At 32.6% G+C, this 18,456-nt stretch carries 12 protein-coding genes and 2 tRNA genes; 8 read left to right on the forward strand and 6 right to left on the reverse strand.

Going from position 1 to position 18,456, the window contains the following annotated elements:
• Positions 1–8: 8 nt before the first annotated feature.
• From IW20_RS02610 to IW20_RS02625, 4 genes are all read right to left on the reverse strand, one after another.
• Positions 9–2,846 carry a carboxypeptidase-like regulatory domain-containing protein gene (locus IW20_RS02610; protein ID WP_035618378.1) on the reverse strand — a complete coding sequence of 946 codons (2,838 nt, stop codon included), beginning with the start codon at positions 2,844–2,846 and terminating at the stop codon, positions 9–11.
• Between the two features lie 464 nt (positions 2,847–3,310).
• Positions 3,311–4,528 (reverse strand): MFS transporter, encoded by a 1,218-nt coding sequence (locus tag IW20_RS02615; protein ID WP_035618380.1) that lies wholly within the window; start codon positions 4,526–4,528, stop codon positions 3,311–3,313.
• A 265-nt stretch (positions 4,529–4,793) separates the two neighbouring features.
• Complete coding sequence (locus IW20_RS02620) at positions 4,794–5,834, reverse strand: Gfo/Idh/MocA family oxidoreductase (RefSeq protein ID WP_035618382.1); 1,041 nt, start codon at positions 5,832–5,834, stop codon at positions 4,794–4,796.
• 175 nt (positions 5,835–6,009) lie between these two features.
• Entirely contained in the window at positions 6,010–7,077 is a 1,068-nt protein-coding gene (locus IW20_RS02625) for an NADH:flavin oxidoreductase/NADH oxidase (protein ID WP_035618384.1), read from the reverse strand.
• 198 nt (positions 7,078–7,275) lie between these two features.
• Here IW20_RS02625 and rseP point away from each other — a divergent pair, with 198 nt between their 5' ends.
• From rseP to IW20_RS02655, 6 genes are all read left to right on the forward strand, one after another.
• On the forward strand, positions 7,276–8,619 hold the full coding sequence (gene rseP, locus IW20_RS02630; protein WP_035618386.1) for an RIP metalloprotease RseP: 1,344 nt from the start codon (positions 7,276–7,278) through the stop codon (positions 8,617–8,619).
• Positions 8,620–8,702: 83 nt separating this feature from the next.
• Positions 8,703–8,776, forward strand: a tRNA-Asn gene (locus IW20_RS02635).
• Positions 8,777–8,815: 39 nt separating this feature from the next.
• Positions 8,816–8,889, forward strand: a tRNA-Asn gene (locus tag IW20_RS02640).
• A 1,023-nt stretch (positions 8,890–9,912) separates the two neighbouring features.
• Positions 9,913–10,311, forward strand: a complete 399-nt coding sequence (locus IW20_RS02645) for a helix-turn-helix domain-containing protein (protein WP_035618389.1) — start codon at positions 9,913–9,915, stop codon at positions 10,309–10,311.
• A gap of 435 nt (positions 10,312–10,746) precedes the next feature.
• On the forward strand, positions 10,747–11,271 hold the full coding sequence (locus IW20_RS25260) for a Panacea domain-containing protein (RefSeq protein ID WP_051885499.1): 525 nt from the start codon (positions 10,747–10,749) through the stop codon (positions 11,269–11,271).
• A gap of 12 nt (positions 11,272–11,283) precedes the next feature.
• Entirely contained in the window at positions 11,284–13,383 is a 2,100-nt protein-coding gene (locus IW20_RS02655; RefSeq protein WP_035618392.1) for a hypothetical protein, read from the forward strand.
• A 630-nt stretch (positions 13,384–14,013) separates the two neighbouring features.
• Here the strand turns inward: IW20_RS02655 and IW20_RS02660 are convergent.
• Positions 14,014–15,210, reverse strand: a complete 1,197-nt coding sequence (locus tag IW20_RS02660) for a C1 family peptidase (RefSeq protein ID WP_035618394.1) — start codon at positions 15,208–15,210, stop codon at positions 14,014–14,016.
• A gap of 240 nt (positions 15,211–15,450) precedes the next feature.
• Between IW20_RS02660 and IW20_RS02665 the strand changes: the two genes are divergently transcribed.
• The gene (locus IW20_RS02665; RefSeq protein WP_081912422.1) at positions 15,451–16,254 is read left to right on the forward strand and encodes a helix-turn-helix transcriptional regulator; all 804 of its coding nucleotides are present in this window, start codon (positions 15,451–15,453) and stop codon (positions 16,252–16,254) included.
• Between the two features lie 78 nt (positions 16,255–16,332).
• A complete protein-coding gene (locus IW20_RS02670; RefSeq protein WP_035618399.1) occupies positions 16,333–17,199 on the forward strand; it encodes a CPBP family intramembrane glutamic endopeptidase in 867 nt (288 codons plus the stop codon).
• A 95-nt stretch (positions 17,200–17,294) separates the two neighbouring features.
• Here the strand turns inward: IW20_RS02670 and IW20_RS02675 are convergent, their stop codons facing one another.
• Positions 17,295–18,455 (reverse strand): BamA/TamA family outer membrane protein, encoded by a 1,161-nt coding sequence (locus IW20_RS02675; protein ID WP_035618402.1) that lies wholly within the window; start codon positions 18,453–18,455, stop codon positions 17,295–17,297.
• Position 18,456 lies beyond the last annotated feature (1 nt).

Raw genomic sequence — 18,456 nt, forward strand, 5'->3', positions numbered from 1 at the left:
TTTTAAGTTTATAAATTAATTGCCAGATTTCCGAAATAGGTTCTTCCGTATCCATAAAAATATTTTGGAGCAAATGATGGCGTTCCGCTCGAGGCTTGTTGATCTAATCGTCGGAAATTGGCATTTCTTGCTTGCTCAAAACCACCTGTTTTATAAACAGTATTCAACACATTATTTATACTTGCAAAAAAGGAAACATTCTTTCGGCGAATACGCCAAGATTTTCCTCCTGTGATATTTAATAATGTAATCGGATTAAACTTTTCTTGCTTCAGTAATACCCTAGCTCTTTCTTCTGTAGCCTCAGAAAAAGGAAAACCACTTTTAGGATTAATAAAAAACTGCGCCGTTCGGGAAATTGGAGAAACATCTATATAAGAATTTGCGAGGTAATTTATATTAGTACCAAGCCACCAATATCTAGGATTTCGATATTCTATCCCGAGCGAATAAGCCTGTTGTGGCATTCCTGGTTGTTTATAATTCTTGAGTGCAGCAGTTCCGAAATTATAAACTGGGTTACTATTTGTTAAAGACGCTTGTGCATCATTTGTAATTGTAACATTAGGGTTACTATCATACGTATATTGTCCGTAAGCAGCAGACAAAGTAGTTTTAAAAGTAGGCAGAATTTGATATTCAAAACTAAGCTCTGCACCAATGTTCTTTTTGTTTAAATGTGTTAATGTCTGACTCACAAATGCATTCGTATTATCATATCCTGCGCCATCATCAAAAATTCCTTCGGCATAGAAAAACGAAGTTTGTGTTGCATTTTTTATCAAAGTATAATAGCCTGTAAGCCGTGTTTTTAGTTTAGGCGAATGAAAAATATAATTTCCTTCGAGACTACTTATATTCATACTTTCTATACCGTCGACTATACCATTATTCAATCGAGCATTAGGAAATGTATTTCTTATTGTAGGTGCTTTGGTTAAATGTGCTCCATTAAAAAACAACCATTGTTTACCAGATATTTTATAAGTCAATCCACCCTTAAAAGCAAAGTTCTCAAAATTAACTTTCTCGCTTTTGCCAAAAGAGTTTGTCGCATAAATTCCGTTTTGATACAAACCGTCTCTTTGATAAGTAGCACTTGAGAAAGCTTGGGCAAGATAAAAATCGACTTTACGATAAGAGAATTTAAATTGCGTAAAAACATCAACTGTATTCGCCAGATAATTATAGTTATATCCATACGTATCTCCTTCTCCCACTTGACGATTTGGATGTAGCAAATCCGATTGCGCTTGGTCGCCTTTGTAAAACAAATCAATATCTACAAAATACGATCCTCCCAATAAATCAGTGAGAAGTTGATAATTATGTGATTTTAAATTTCTAAAAGCAATTCCGCCATTAAAGAAGATATTCTCTGTTAATTGGGCATTTAAAGTGGAGTTAAATGACAATGTTTTATCGTCGGTTCTGTCTTCATATAAAACATAATGACTTTGTGCGGGCATATAACCATTTACAACTCCTTTAGAATCGGTGGTTACTGTTCGATTAGACCAATATAATTCATCCCAATTTATTTGAGGATTTGCTAAAAACTGAATTCTGTTTATCTCGGCATTTTCATAATCGGGGGTAAAATTACCAGGATATTCTCCTTGATCTTTTGCATAAAGCGAACTATAATAACTGGGCATCTTACGATAATATGTAGGATCAGGACTATCGGCATTTTGATAATCAATATTGCTATTACTTATTTTCCCGAACTGATATGTTATACTAGAATTTAAAATTGTTTTATCATCTATCTTAAAAAAATGATTCAGCATTAAAACAGGTTCTTCAACGGTTTTTATTCTCGCATTTCTTTTCTTACCATCTTGCCAGCCCCAATACGAATTATATTGTTCGTTAGTAAGTTCTGTAACTTCTCTTGTATTTGGAGAATTTTTCCCTCTTGAATTTGGCGTATAAAATCCTGTAAAATTAAGTGAATGACTATCACTTAATTTCTTTTCGACACTCATAAAAAAAGAATCGGCATCGTAATTTGTTCCTTCAAAATAACCTTCACTTGCCCAACGTTTCCCCGCAGAAACTACAAAAGCCCAACCCGACGGCATTAATCCTGTAGCATAAGTTGCCATTGCACGCAAACTATAGTTGGTATTACTTCCCGAAAATGTAATTCGGGAACTTGGTCGGTAAACTGAAGCTCGGGTATTAATTTGTTGTGTTCCTAAAATCCCTCCAAATGTATAATCAGATGTTGCCGTTCCTACCGAAAACTCTTGATTTCTGGTAGCATCATTCAGACCTCCCCAATTTCCCCATTGTGGTCTGCCATCATACATTTTATTCATTTCGACACCATTAATTGTCATTTTAGCATGCTCGCTATCTAATCCTCGCATCCTAAAGCGGGCTTGTCCCCAATTAAAAGCCGATGCTTGTAAGAATGCATCACGTGATGATTGCAAAAGTCCCGAAGTATTTTCGGATGTGCTATTATCATCTGTCAAGTCACTTTCAGACAATGTAATTAAAATAGTTTGTGAACCGATTTGATTATCTTCTTCTAAACTCAAAACTCCCAAGTCTATCATTTGTCCTGAAACTACCTTTACAGGAAAAAGCAAATCTTTATATCCCTGACTGTGTAGTAATAACAATTGATTTCCTTCGGATAGTAAAAGTAATTTAAACGCTCCATCACTATCTGTTAATTGCATTGTTGAAGAATTCTGAATGCTAACCACAACATATTGTAAAGGCTTTTGCGTTCTGGAATCGATAATCTTCCCATGAAAACCAGTTTCGCTTTGCGCGAAAGAAATCGCGACTTGTGAAATAAATAAAAATACTGCCATCCACTTTTTCATAAACATTTTACTTTTTAAGTTTTAAAATATATCATCGAAAAATGGCGTTGAAGAAAGTATTTTCGAAAGCACTACAACCCGAAAGGAAGGACTCTCAAGTTATAGCACAATCAGAAAAAAATCTATTTTTGGAATAGTGCCTTAATCAAAAAACAGGTGGTATTTGAAATTCTCTATTAAAAATTGTACGTTTTTTCTTTAATTTAATTTCAAATATAGTCAATTTTATATTTAACTATATTTTTCTTGTTAAATAAAACCATTACACATAGAAAATCTCTTTATGAATAGCTAAGAAAATTAAAGCATTACATCATTAACCTCAATATTTGAAGTTCTAAAACTTAATTTGAACCATATAAGTAATGAAAGTAAACATAAGGCTGACTAATCAGCATAAAAGCATAAATGACCTTACATCACTTATATGTTTTACTTCTTTTCACAATTTTAAAATAATATGATTATTCTATGGCTTTGATTCTGGTAACCATAAAGGCGATAAAGAATCCGAAGATACCAATAAATGCAAAAGAGAAACGAAGTCCGAAAGCTTCGGCAATATGACCGATAACAGGTGGCCCCATTAAAAAACCAAGGAAACTAACGCTCGATACGATAGTTAAAGCTTCTCCTGCAGGAACCGATGGATTTTTACCTGCAACGCTATACAGAGTAGGTACAACTGTAGAAACTCCTAAACCAACAAACATAAAAGCAATTGTACATGGAATGATATAAGGGAAAAGTACTGAGGTAAAAAGCCCTAGCGAAATAACTAATCCGCTTATTTGTAGCACTTTTTTTCTTCCGAATCTAAGAATTAATCCATCGCCAAGAAAACGTCCGCTTGCCATCATAATCATAAATGATGTATATCCTAAAATTTCTAATGCTCCTGGAGCTTTTGCAACATCTTTAAAATAAACACCGCTCCAATCAAACATTACTCCTTCGCTTGCCATACAACAAAACCCGATTACACCAAGCCAGATTAATGAACTGTCTGGTTTTGTAAAAAGCTTCTTTTTCTTTTCCTGTACTTTGATTTTTTCTTTGGCTTTGACCAAAAATTTATAATTAAAAGCAATCATAACAAGCACAATCCCAGCTACAATTACAAAGTGATAATATGGTGATAGTTTTAAAGCTAACATTCCTAAACCAACTAAAGCACCTGTAAATCCTGCAAAACTCCACATGCCATGAAAAGAGGACATTATTGTTTTTTTGAAAAGTACTTCGGTATAAACTCCTTGTGTATTTACAGCAATATTAGCCAGGTTTCCGAATACTCCAAAAAGAAATAAACCTATAGATAACTGCCAAGATGTAGTTGCCAGACCTAAATTAGTCAAGCTAAAGGCATAAAATAACAACGAAAAAATTAAGATTCTGTGACTACCAAAACGGGTTACAACTTTACCTGAGAAAGGCATAATTAATAATTGCCCTAATGGTAATGCAAACAGAATAGAACCTAATTCTCCTTCGCTTAAATCTAATGCTGCTTTAATACTCGGAATTCGGCTTGCCCAAGTAGCAAAACATAATCCCATTGCAAAATAGAACATTCCGACAGCAAAACGGATTCGGTTTAAGTACGAAGCTTTAGCATTTTTATATGTTTTCTTGAATTTTGCTTTACTTCTGAATCTGCCTAGGAAGTTTAAATCTATCAAAATGAGTTATTTAAAGTTTAATTGGCAAAATTACGAAAATCATTCTTAACATTAATTCAACCCAACTAGTTAGGATTAATTATAACGTTATTGTTTATAAATTTAATGCGACGTGAATGGAACGCGGATGAAGCGGATTCGCCAAGGCGAAAACGCGGAAAAAAACGGATTCCCTATCTTTTGTTTAAAAAAATCCGTGTCTTATCCGCGTCTTTACTTTAGTAAATCCGTTTAATCCGCGTTCCATTCGCAAAGAATTAAACACCTACAAATTAATCACTTTGTGTTGTGCATTACTCACAATAGCAGCTTCGATGATTTTCATGGTTTTAACTCCATCTTCGGCAGTAACTGGTTCTGTTATATTTGTTGCAATCGAGTTGTAAACTCCATCAAAGAACTCATAATAATTCCCTTGGAAAGTTGGGATTTTCTCTCTGATAACTTTGCCATTAATTTCTGTATGTAAAATTCCGTTTAAACCTTCTGCTTCGGTTCCCCAAGTTGTTGTGTCAGGTTTTTTACCCAATTTTAAATCATCTTCCTGAACATCTCCACGAGGTTTTAAGAACGAGCCTTTCTTGCCATGAACGACATAAGCCGGATTAGCTTCTCTCACAAAGAAACCTGCTTTTAGTCGAACTCTAAAATCATCGTAATATAATAGTAAATCGATATAATCATCGACCAATGAATTTTCTCGTGTTGTTCTGATATCTGCAAAGACAGATTTTGGAAATCCGAACAAATGCAATGCCTGATCTATTAAATGCGGGCCTAAATCTTTTAGGATTCCGGCGCCAGAATTGGCAGTTTCTTTATGAGCTTTTATACTCAATAAAGGATTATAACGGTCAAAATGAAATTCGGCTTCGACCAAATCTCCTAAAACTCCATCTTTAACAACTTTCTGAACGGTTTTAAAATCACTGTCCCATCTTCTATTCTGGAAAACGGCAAGTTTTAATCCTTTTGCTTTAGCAAAATCTGCCAACTCTTGTGCCTGAGCAACTGTGGTTGTAAATGCTTTCTCAACTATTGCATGTTTTCCTGCTTCTAAAACTTTTTTGGCAAACTCGTAATGGGTTTCAACTGGAGTATTTACAATTACCAAATCGATATCATCTGCAAGAACATCTTCTATTGTTGGGTAACTTTTTACTGTTGGATAATCTTCTTGTATCAATTTCTTGCTTCGTTCCCAAGAACCTATAAGTTCAAATCCTGGGTGAATTGCTATAAATGGTGCGTGAAAAACTTTCCCCGACATTCCGTATGATAATAGTGCTGTTTTTATTTTTTGCATTTGTATTTGGTATTATTGTTTTGCCGCAGATTTTAGGATTAGAAAAGAGTAACCACAAATTTCGCAAATTTCCACAAATCGATACGTTTAAAAATTTTTAAATAATTTGCGAGAATTTGTGGAATTTGTGGTTAAAAAAAATCCTTTTAATCCTAAAATCTGTGGCTAAGAAATATTAAATCTTAGCTCTTTCGTATTGTTTTGGCCATTGGATATCGGAGTTTAACTCGGATGCAAAATGCAACGCCAAGTTTGGATCACGAAGCGATTCTCTAGCAAACAGAATTAAATCGGCTTGACCAGAAGTTAAGATAGCTTCGGCTTGTGTTGCTTCGGTAATTAAACCTACTGCTCCTGTTAAAACTCCCGTGTCTTTTTTTATCCTTTCGGCAAAAGGAACTTGATAATTCGGTCCAAGTGTAATTTTTTGATGAGAAACCAATCCTCCCGAAGAAACATCTATAACATCAACTCCTTTTGATTTTAAAATTAGAGAAAGCTGAACTGATTCTTCAAGTGTCCAACCTCCTTCTGCCCAATCGGTAGCCGAAATACGAACAAACAAAGGCAAATCTTCAGGCCATTCTGATTGTACTGCATCTACGATTTCTAAGGTAAGACGAATTCTGTTTTCAAAACTTCCACCATATTCATCTGTTCTTAAATTAGACAATGGCGACATAAATTGGTGTAACAAATACCCGTGCGCTCCGTGAATTTCTAGAACCTGATATCCTGCAACAACTGCTCTTTTAGTAGTTGCCTTAAAATCGGCAATTACTTTCTGGATTCCCTCTTTGTCCAACGCTATTGGAGTAGCTTCATTATCATGATAACCAATAGCACTTGGCGCAACGGTTTGCCATCCGCCTTGAGCGATATCTAATTTTTTGTTTCCTTGCCATGGAGACGAAACACTCGCTTTACGTCCCGCATGTGCAATCTGGATTCCCGGAATGGCATTTTGTGAAACAATAAATTTATTGATTGTTTGTAATTTTTCTATTTGTTCGTCTTTCCACAATCCTAAATCCTCGGGTGAAATTCTTGCTTCAGGCGAAACTGCTGTTGCTTCCTGAATTATTAATGCTGAACCTCCGCTTGCACGTGCGCCTAAATGTACCAAATGCCAATCATTAGCAAAGCCATCTACAGCCGAATATTGACACATTGGCGAAATAACGATTCTATTTTTTAAGGTAATTTTTTTTATCGTGAGTGGAGAAAATAATAATGAAGCCATATAATGTAACTTTTAGCTGATTTACACTACTAATATTTAAAATAGTGTTTAAAAAGTAAAGTTACAGCATCTTCTTAAAAGTAGAAATCTAAATGTTTATTAATTAACAAACATTTAAAAGCTTATGACTTATATTGCACTATGAATTAAAATAGAAAACGTTACTTTTGTGCGTTATTTAAGAACTAAAATTAAACAATGGATATAGTTATCAAGCTTTCTCAATTTTTATTGAGTTTATCATTACTTATTATTCTTCACGAATTAGGGCATTTTATTCCCGCAAAATTATTTAAAACAAGAGTCGAAAAATTCTATTTATTTTTTGATGTGAAATTTTCACTTCTAAAAAAGAAAATTGGCGAAACTGAATACGGTATCGGATGGTTACCTCTAGGTGGTTATGTAAAAATATCTGGAATGATTGACGAAAGTATGGACAAGGAACAAATGGCTTTGCCACCACAACCTTGGGAATTTCGTTCTAAACCAGCTTGGCAACGTTTAATCATTATGTTGGGTGGTGTTACGGTAAACTTTATTCTTGCGTTTATTATATATATAGGTATGGCATTTGCTTATGGCGAAACTTATGTTGCTAATGCTGATATAAAAGACGGTCTTTCTATCGAAAATCCTGTTATGATTAAAGCTGGTTTTAAAACCGGTGATAAGATTCTTGCTATCGATGGTAAAAAAGTAGAGCGTTTTGACAACGAGATTAACATGGCCTTAGTTATGTCTAAACAAGTTCTTATTGAAAGAAACGGTGTTGAGCAAACTATTAAAATGCCAAACGACCTTATTGACCAATTATCTAAACATGAAAAAAGCCCTCTTGCTTCTATAAGAATGCCTTTTGTAATTGGAAACATTGCTGCTGAATCTCCAAACAAGGAATTACAGCCTAAAGATTTGGTTACTTCTCTTAACGGACAGAAAGTAAAATATTACGACGAGGTAAAAGCTATACTTGAAAGTAATAAAGGAAAAACAATTCCTGCTGTAGTTTTAAGAAACCAAAAAGAGACTCCAATTAATGCTATTGTTACCAAAGAAGGAAAACTTGGTGTAAATGTTGGTACTCTAGGAATGGAATCTTTAGAAAAATTAGGCTACTATAAAATAAGTACTAGAGAGTTTGGCTTCTTTGAATCTATCCCTGTTGGAATTGAAAAAGGAAAAGATCAATTGGTAGGTTACGGAAAGCAACTTAAGATGATTTTTAATCCAGAAACTAAAGCATACAAACAAGTAGGTGGTTTTGCTGCTATTTACAATATTTTCCCTAGTACTTGGAGCTGGGAAATGTTCTGGTCTATCACTGCAATTTTATCAATTATGCTTGGAGTTATGAATTTATTGCCAATTCCTGCTCTTGATGGTGGTCATGTGATGTTTTTATTATACGAAATAATTAGCGGCAAGAAACCAAGCGATAAATTCTTAGAAAACGCGCAAATGGTTGGGTTCGTTTTACTTATAACATTGCTTTTATTTGCTAACGGTAACGATATTTATAAAGCAATCGTAGGCAAGTAAAATTTATTAATAAAAAGTGCGAAAAAATTTTTTAGAAACGAAAAAACGTCTTATATTTGCACTCGCTAAAAAGAACAACAACTTCCTCCTTAGCTCAGTTGGTTAGAGCATCTGACTGTTAATCAGAGGGTCCTTGGTTCGAGCCCAAGAGGGGGAGCAACTTTTTTTTAGCAAACATATTTACCTTTAAGGTGATTCCTTCTTAGCTCAGTTGGTTAGAGCATCTGACTGTTAATCAGAGGGTCCTTGGTTCGAGCCCAAGAGAGGGAGCAAAAAAGACTATCAGAAATGATGGTCTTTTTTTTTGTTTAATTCTCACGCAGTCTTATCACCCGATAATGCGGATTCATTGTTTGTGGGTTTTACCGCAAAGAGCTCAAAGAAAAAACGCAGAGGTTCACAAAGTTTAATCAATAGCTTTGATAACCTTTTTGTCCGACAACACGGTTTTCCATATTTTATTCCCTCCCAATCTTGTCACGTGATAACGCGAATCTATTGTTTGTGGGTTTTACCGCAAAGAGCGCAAAGAGAAAAACGCAGAAGTTCGCAAAGTTTAATCAATAGCTTTGATAACCTTTTCGCTCGACAAAACGGTTTTCCATATCTTATTCCCACCCAATCTTGTCACCCTGAGGAACGAAGGGTCTCCGCTAGTAGCTCGATTACAAAAGCTGAGGATTAACTAAAAAGACTATACCGCAAAGAGTGCTATTGTTTGTGGGCTTTTACCGCAAAGAACGCAAAGAGAAAAAGACGCAGAGGTTCGCAAAGCTATTGATTAAGCTTTATAATTCTTTGCGCTCTTTGCGGTAAAATTAAACGTTATTATATTACGGCTGTTTTAAACACAAATAAGCGCCGTAAAGACATTATTAAGCTTCTTTAATCCCTATACAAGCTTCTTCTATTTGGCTATCAGAAAACGACTCTAATGCTTTTACTAGCGTTTTAATTCTCAAATCCTGGTCATTGCCAATTTCTGTTTTTAAAATATCTTCGAAGATTTCAACTAAATAATCTGGTTGACACCTAAACTTCCATTCAAAGAACAGAAAGAAATCTTGCTATAGATTGCATTACCTCATCATGAAGTAATGGAATATGATTTTCTTTTTGCATTTTTATATTTTTGTTTTCAATCGCTACCTATGCGAAAAATTGTACTTTTGTTTAACACATCACAATTAAGCAATAGATTGTACTGTACCGAATTATTTGCCTGTACCGTACATACCTAAATATGTTTTTTACATATTGATTGTTATTATACTTAATTATTATCTTTGAATTATGAGCACACTAACAAAACCAAATCATATAGGGCGAAAAATTAGCCGTATTCGCGAACTTCGAGATATGAAACAAGAAGCATTAGCACAAGCTTTAGGAACAAACCAACAAGCTATTTCGGCTATTGAAAACAGCGAAACGATAGAAGATGAAAAACTTGTAGAAATAGCAAAAGCTCTTGGCGTGTCTGTTGAAGCAATTAAAAATTTCTCAGAAGAAGCAATTTTCAATATTATTGGTAACACAGTTAACAATCATGATAATGCATCAATGAATGCAAATATTCAATATCAACCAACATTCAATCCTCTTGATAAAGTTGTTGAACTTTATGAGCGTTTGGTTTTGGCTGAAAAAGAGAAAATTGAATATTTAGAGAAATTATTGAAAGGAAAATAAGTTTTCTTTTACGGAAGTATGTATAAAAAAGAGGTCTCGTTTGAGACCTCTTCTTATTAAAGGCGATGTAAAAATCCTATTAGGAAGGTTGCTTCATAATTTATTTCAAAGGAAAAAGACCATATCTTCCATATTTATCATCTTTAGTAAAATATTCAAAATTTAACTTTGACACTATTTTATCATCTTCGTTTTTTCCTTAAATAAATGTTTTTAAATTAAATAAATTTCCATAAACTCAATAAAGTTCATCTCTTAAAACAAATAAAATCAATAACCCTTTCTATATATTACGAAAAACCATAAAATCATTTTTGCATTTATTTTTTAATTTATTGAATATCAAATATAAATTCATTACTTTTATAAATAACACACCTGCACTCGCAGGTTATAAAAAAAATAATTACATTTGCAAACTTTTTACAATCAAATATGAATAAAAATTTAGCATTTGAATATTTTGTTTCACAACTTCTAAATTGGCATCAAGAAGTTGTTGGTGACAATGGAAGAAATGATTTTAGTACATTAAAGGTTTTAAAACTTTTATTTTTTGCAACTGCAATTGGTACGGAAAAAGGTCAAAGAGAAACATTACTCGATTCTCCATTTAATACTTTTTATGCAATGCCTTATGGCCATGTTGAAAGTGAAATTTACGATACTATACGTAATAATCAACTACCAAATTTAAAAATAACAAACTCTTCTTCCTCTTTTATAAATACTATTGATTATCCTGATGGAGAATTAAAAAATAAAATAGATTTTTCTATTAACAAATTAAAGTCCGAAAACATTAATTTGATAAAAATGAGTCCTTTTGAACTAGTGGAATTAAGTCATGCATGGTATTCTTGGAAATTTTATATTGCAAAAGCGAGAAGAAACGGTGCGTACAGTGAGCTAATTCCAAATGAAATCATCAAATCTGAACAAAAGTTTTTTCATTTGTAATTTTAATCATTGATGGAGAATTACATAGACCAGATTATTGCTTGTATAAATGATTTTGAACAAAAGTTTAGCGACTTTCAATCCGTTAACACAACAAGCTCAGATGTTTCAGAAGAAATTCAAATAAGTACTGAAATAGAAGTTTCTAGTGAAACAAGCTCTCAACTCCCAAATATAACAATGGGAGAAATACCAGAAATAGTGGGAGAAATTCAAATAAGTATTGAAGAAGAAATCCCTAGTGAAGCAGACGCTCAACTCCCAAATATAATAGAGGAAAATGCATTTAATGAATCAAATGAAGATGCTCAAGAGCTTGCAACCGAACTTTTCATACAAGAAATAGAAAATTCAACTATTGACATTGTAAGATTATTTTGCTTTTCTTTATTGTCTGGAGAATATATTTCTATTAGCGATTTATTAAAAAAACTTAAACTAGTCGATGAAAAAGTTAAAGATTTAATAAAAAACGGAGACTTTTTACCAAATAACATTCAGACAAAAATTTTTGAATATACCTCTGCTATAACTATAATAGTAGAAGGATATAAAATTTTCACTCACGACATATCAAACAAATATTCTTCTGATAGAATAAACTTTCTATTTTCGGAAAATAATAAATTTGAAAGCATATTAAGAGAAAGTAAATTATCTAAAAAATTACACTCATTAACAGATTATTTCTTTTGTCTATTAGGAATTAATCATATTGACCATTGTCCTTCCAACGAAAATGATTACATAACTGATTTATTTGATCTCGAGAAGAAAATAAAAAACCTTAAAATACAAGAATACAACGACTTAACTAAAGATATTCTAATTAAAATTAAATTTTTACAACATAAGTGGAAACAGAGAAAAGTTAGCGAAAATCCTAGTGCTCATCTTTATTTTTCAGATGGCAGTGTAAAAGCAGTTGAAGATTTTAAAGATGAAAATGAGAAATTAAAAGAATGGTGCGAAATTATTCAAACTCAATATGAACTTATTTCTAAAAATTGGATATACATTTTAGAATTAAGAGTAAAATCTTACAAAAATAGCAAATTAGAGGACCTGAAAATTTCAGAAATCCATCAGCTAATAAAATACTATAAAGATGTTAAGCCTAATTCTTCCAAACTTCAGGAAATCTCAACCTTTTTTGAAAATAAAAATGTAGAGACCCTAAGTAGTTATGATAGATATGTAAACATAATTGAGACAAATTATTCTTTAAATAACTCTTTTTCACTTTTCGTCGCTAGCAACAAAAATAATAATTTTATAAAAGAGGAATATCTTCTCGTCAAAAAGAGAATAAAAGGTGAAATAAATAATTTTTTTACAGAGTTTAAATATCTTGATTACATTACGAATTTTCTAATTAAAAAGATAAATGAAGAAGACAAAATTCGATTTATTGAAGTATATGATGATATTATCAAAGGTCATTGTAAAGAAGAATTTGATTCATATTTTTTAAAAAAAGAATGGTCTAAACTTAATTTTAATTATGTTTTTATTCTACCTTTTAAAGAGTCATTAGTCCCTAGTAATGTAGATGATTTAACCCATATTTTTTATGCATCTTCATTTGTATTACCTCCATCTAATAATCAAATTGAAAACGATTATTTAGATATTAAAGAACAATATGATAAATTGCTTTTATTCGTAGATACAGGAAAATACTTTAAAAAAGAAATTCAAAAAATTGAAGAGTTGAATAAAGAACTTGACAAAAAAGATTTTAAATCGATTGAAATTATTAGCATTTTTACTGCTATAATTACTTTCGTATTATCCTCCATACCAACTTATAAATTTGTTGAAAGTGTATATGAAGCCCTTCTATTTATGCTTTCGTTAGCAACAGCTTTAGGTATATTTATTACATTAATTTTATTTTCAACGAGAAATTTATATAAAAACATCTTAGCCTACATCCCTATTGCTTTATTAATCTTAGTCTGTTTTTTTGGGTTTAATACTTTGACAAATTTTGAGAAGAAAGAATACAAAATAGACCTCGTTACAAATAAAAAACTAGACTCGATTTCTATTGTAAAGGTTGATTCAATTTTAAAAAATAGAACTATAAAAGTCAAACATGAAAAATGACGAATTTAAGATTTAGATTTCTTAACTTTTATCTTAATTAACAATTCATAATAGCGCTTATCTCTTAAAAAATCAAATCAATACTTCAAATATATTTTAAATTCCAAACTTAACGAATATAATTTTTCTAAATCAGTTTTAAATTGGTTCGATAAAATAATATCAAAGAGCACAAAGGTTACGCAAAGCTTAATCAACAGCTTAGCGAACCTCTGCGTCTTTTTTCTTTGCGCTCTTTGCGGTTAAATTGAGCGTTATTATTTATGGCTGTTTTACATGTAAAATAAGCGCGTTAAAGCACTATTAAGCTTCCGCAACCCCAATGCAAGCTTTTTCTATTTGTTTATCAGAAAACGGCTTGATAGGGCGGATTTCTAATTCGTACCCATAACGGATTCATGATAAAAGCAAAAAGATATTATTCCTGGTCACAGATTGAAAATTCCCGCTGTTATTACATGTACTCTAACAGTTGAATCCCAATAGTAGCTCAACAATTTAAAAATATTATATGTTAATTTCTCGCGGAGACTCTTCGTACCTCAGGGTGACAAGTTTGTGTAAAGTATGTACAAAAAAAAAGCGCCGCAATTACTTGCAGCGCTTTTTCTAAAATATAAGTGTAAAAGATTATACTCCTAATTTCTTAGCAATATCAGAAGGAAGTCCTCCTTTGTTTACCATAAGAGCGGTAGTTTTATATTTTACAAAATTTTTGGTCACGAATAAAAACCCTTTGTAATCATTAGTTTCTCCCCAAGAGTTTTTTACGATATAGTATTCTTTTCCTGTTTGATCTTTTGCCAAACCAATAATGTGCATTCCGTGATCATCTGTAGTTTGATAGTTATCAAAAGCAGCCTGACGCATTTCGGCAGTTATTTCTGGTTCTTCTTTTGGTCCGTTAAACATGTTTGCTTTTTCATCTGCAGTCATGTCATCGAATTTTTTAGTAGGTACATACGCTACTCCATTTTTCCAGCTAAAGCTTTTTTCACTTACATCTGTAGCCCAAGCAACTGTATATCCTTTTTTTAATGCATTATCAATAACATCGGTCATATCATTAACTTTTACATTGTAAACTTGATCAAATGACCAGTTGTCTGGCACAGCCAATAATGTTTTTTGGTAATATGGCGCTGTTGTAAATGATGACATCTCTACATACTCATCTGGATTAATACCTACAATCTCTTTTGCAAATGATTGTGGTGTATAATTTTTTCCTTTGTAAGTAAAGTTTTCAGGCACTTTTCCTAAGTAAGAATCAATAACTGCTGCGTATGCTTTTTCCCAGTTTGGAGTAAGTTCTCCGTTTGGATTTTTTACTACTGCTGTTAAAACTCCTTCGTTTATAGCTGCCATTTCGGCAAATTTATTTTTATCTGTTCCGTAGTTTAATCCTGTATATACTTCTCTAGGAACTGCTCCGTATTTTCTGTACATATTAACTACATCATGTAATGAACCTCCGTCACCTAATGTTACTGCTCCATGCATACGCACGTAGTTTTTACCTTTTTCTACATACACATTTCTTGCAGAGAAAATTTGAGATAATTCAACAGGTTGTTTCCCTAGTCTGATCATTTCTGACTCTAAGAAAGAATTTGTTGCATAACTCCAACATGTTCCTGATGAACCTTGAGATTTTACCGATGTTGTTCCTAAGTTAATTTGCTCCGTAAATTTAAAATTCTCTTTACTTTTTTCGCTAGCATTTAACTTTAAAGAATTAACCAAAATGTCTTGTGCAAAACAACCGCTCACTCCTACCATAAAGGCAGATGCAGCGAATACCGATTTCATCGTAATTTTATACATAATCAATAATTTAAATAGTTGACTAATTAGTAGCCTAGATTTTATTTTTGTTACAAAACAATTAAATAATAAATAAATAAACTAGCCTAAAGCAGTTAATTTTTATACAATGTTTTTATTAAGCTATAAAAACTTACAAAATACTCAAAACAGGTATTCTTTATGTAGCAAACAAATAATATCATTCTATTGTTTCTAAATAAGTAGTATTTTTAATTCCAGCTATGTCACGTAATAAACATGAAGATGTACGAACTGGAAAAAGAGAAATACTTAGGGAACACCAAAAACATTTTCAACAATACTCAAGGACTTGCGGTTGTTGAAACGGAGTATCAAAATAAGGTTTACGAAGGTTGGCATTCGCATAATAATGCACACATAACTCTTTTCCTGAAAGGCGGAACTTCTGAAAAACGAAAAAACTCTAGTGAAACCATTGGCCCAGGTTCTTTGTTATTTTATCATAGTGATGAATTGCATTTAAATCAAGACACCCTTTTTCCGTCCAAAAACATTAATATCGAAATTGGAGAAGATTTACTTAAAGAACTTCAAATTAGTGAAGCCATAATCGAAAAATCAGTTCAAAACGCAGCGCTTACTAAATTTCTGATTCTTAAAATCTTTAAAGAATCTCTTGTTGCCGATACTTTTTCTGGCGATACTATTACCATGCTGTTTGCTCAATTATCTAATAACAATAGTCATCTAGATCGATTTGAAAAAAGTCCGTTTTGGGTAAAAAGCTTAAACGAATTGCTGAATGATTGCTGGAACGAAAACCCAAGCCTACAAGATTTAGCACAAGTTCTGAACTTAAATCCTATTACGATATCCAAACACTTCCCTAGGTATTTTGGTTGTACTTTAGGTGAATACATGCGACGCATTAAAATAAATCGTTCGCTTTCGCTGATAAAATCCGACAATGGTAATCTTACTGAAATTGGTTTTCAATGTGGTTTTGCGGATCAAAGCCATTTTATAAGAACCTTTAAAAATCAAACTGGTTTTCTGCCTAAACAATTTCAAAAATTATAAAACAGGCAAATTTCATTCTATTTTTTGGCTTTTGGTCTGAGCTACATTTGCTCGAACTTAAAACTAAACCAAATCAAAATGGAAACTTTTACCACAAAACAAAAAATATTTAATTTCCCATTAACTAAAATCATCCTTGCTCTAATTATCTGCATGGCGTTTGTGATAATCGGACAACAAATAGCTGGGAAATTATTAGGATTAACTCCTCTTGATAAAAATTACCGAAATCTTATTAAAGGAATTATCGTGTCGCTATTGGCAATTACGAGTTATATTATATTCTTTAAAAAATATGAAAAAAGAGAAGTAACAGAATTATCTACTAACGGAATTGCTCGAAATTTAATCGTTGGAACTCTAATTGGTGCAGTTTTGCAATCTCTGACTATTTTGGTAATTTACCTTAACGGAAGTTTTAGCATTATATCGGTAAATCCTGTTTCGTTTATTATAATTCCGCTAACAATTGCTTTTACGATTGCCATTATAGAAGAAATCCTAATTCGTGGTATCATTTTTAGAGTTATGGAGGAAAAACTAGGAAGTTATATTGCCTTGATTATTTCGGCACTTATTTTTGGAGCATTACATTTACCCAATGCTGGCAGTACTTTACTTTCGGGATTGTGTATTGCTGTAGAAGCAGGTTTATTACTTGGTGCTGCTTTTATGTATAGCCGAAATTTATGGTTTCCTATAGCGCTACATTTCGCTTGGAATTTTACTCAATCGGGAATATTTGGTGCAATAACTTCGGGAAACGAAAAATCTAATAGTTTATTGGTTACCAAAATAGAAGGTTCGACTTTTATAACCGGAGGGGAATTTGGTCCGGAAGGCACAATTCAAGCAGCAATATTCTGCACAATTGCCACTGTTATTTTGCTGTTTTTATGCCATAAAGAAAACAAAATAATACTCCCTTATTGGAAGAACAAATAGGAATTGTTTCTTAAAAAAAACCTGATAGCAATTGCTATCAGGTTTTAGGACAATTATTGAATTAACTAACTAACAGATACTTTTTTTGAAATAGTCTAACGAAGCCAATTGCTTCCGAAAACTACATAATATGCCCAATCTTCTGGACCTCTTGCTACATCGACTCCCATTCGTAATTTAAACTTTCTGGCAATTAAATATCTAAAACCCGATCCGTAACTATAAACAACTGGTTTAGCAAAAGCTTTGTCCCAATTATTAAAAGCGCTTGCCACACCTCCATACCCCATAAGACTCCATCTTCTGTACAAATCCCATCTTAGCTCTGCTTCGGTAACAATACTAGTTTTACCTTGGTATCTGGCAGAAGGAATACCTCTTAAGTTAATTCCTGGTCGCAGATAAAAAGGAGGATTCCCAAATGCCTGTTCTCCTTCTAGTCTTAGTCCGCCAATTAATTTTTTAGCAATAGGATAATACCCAATTGCAGATAAATTTACCCTCCAGGCATCATAATCGCTGCCTATTGCATTATCTGACCAGAAAAAGTCAAATTGAAATCGCATTCCTTTATCTGGTGTAAAGATATTATCACGCCCGTCAAACTGAATAGCTCCACCTAATTGGCTAACTACACTTTTAACATCACTTAATTTAGCAAATGATGGAAGATTATTTAAATCTGGAAAATTAATTTTAGAATCGAGAAAAAAATACTGAGGCCCTGCGCTCCATTTTCCATTCCTAAACTGTTTCATAACCCGAGTATAGAATGCAAATGATTTAAAATTAAGATCGATTTCTTTATCTTTTACGTTGGGTAAATTTTCATAAAAAGACATATTTACATTTCCATACCCTCCTCCTACACGATACAATATTCTTGATTTTATGAAACTTCCTGCTCTAAATGCTCCTGCAACCCAACTTTTGTTTCCGGTATACATTCCCATTGCTCCTGTTATATCAGGATCTATAAATCTTTTCTTTCCATTTGCATCTATAACCGGGTCGTGCTTTTTAAGAAAAATTGGTAACACTGCACCCCCGATTCCTCCTAAAGCTGGCTCGGTAATAAGTGTAGGAACAACTATAAAACCATGTGCATAAATTATATAATCACTTAAATCAAAAGCTCCGTCTAGGGAATCTTTCATGCTTATATGCTTATGTTCTTTGTCTTGTCCTAGCATTGTTGTCGTTATGAGAACAATAAGAAACAGAAATACTTTTCGGAGTAGGTTTATTTTTTTCATA

It is taken from the genome of Flavobacterium hydatis, from assembly GCF_000737695.1.
GTDB lineage: Bacteria > Bacteroidota > Bacteroidia > Flavobacteriales > Flavobacteriaceae > Flavobacterium > Flavobacterium hydatis.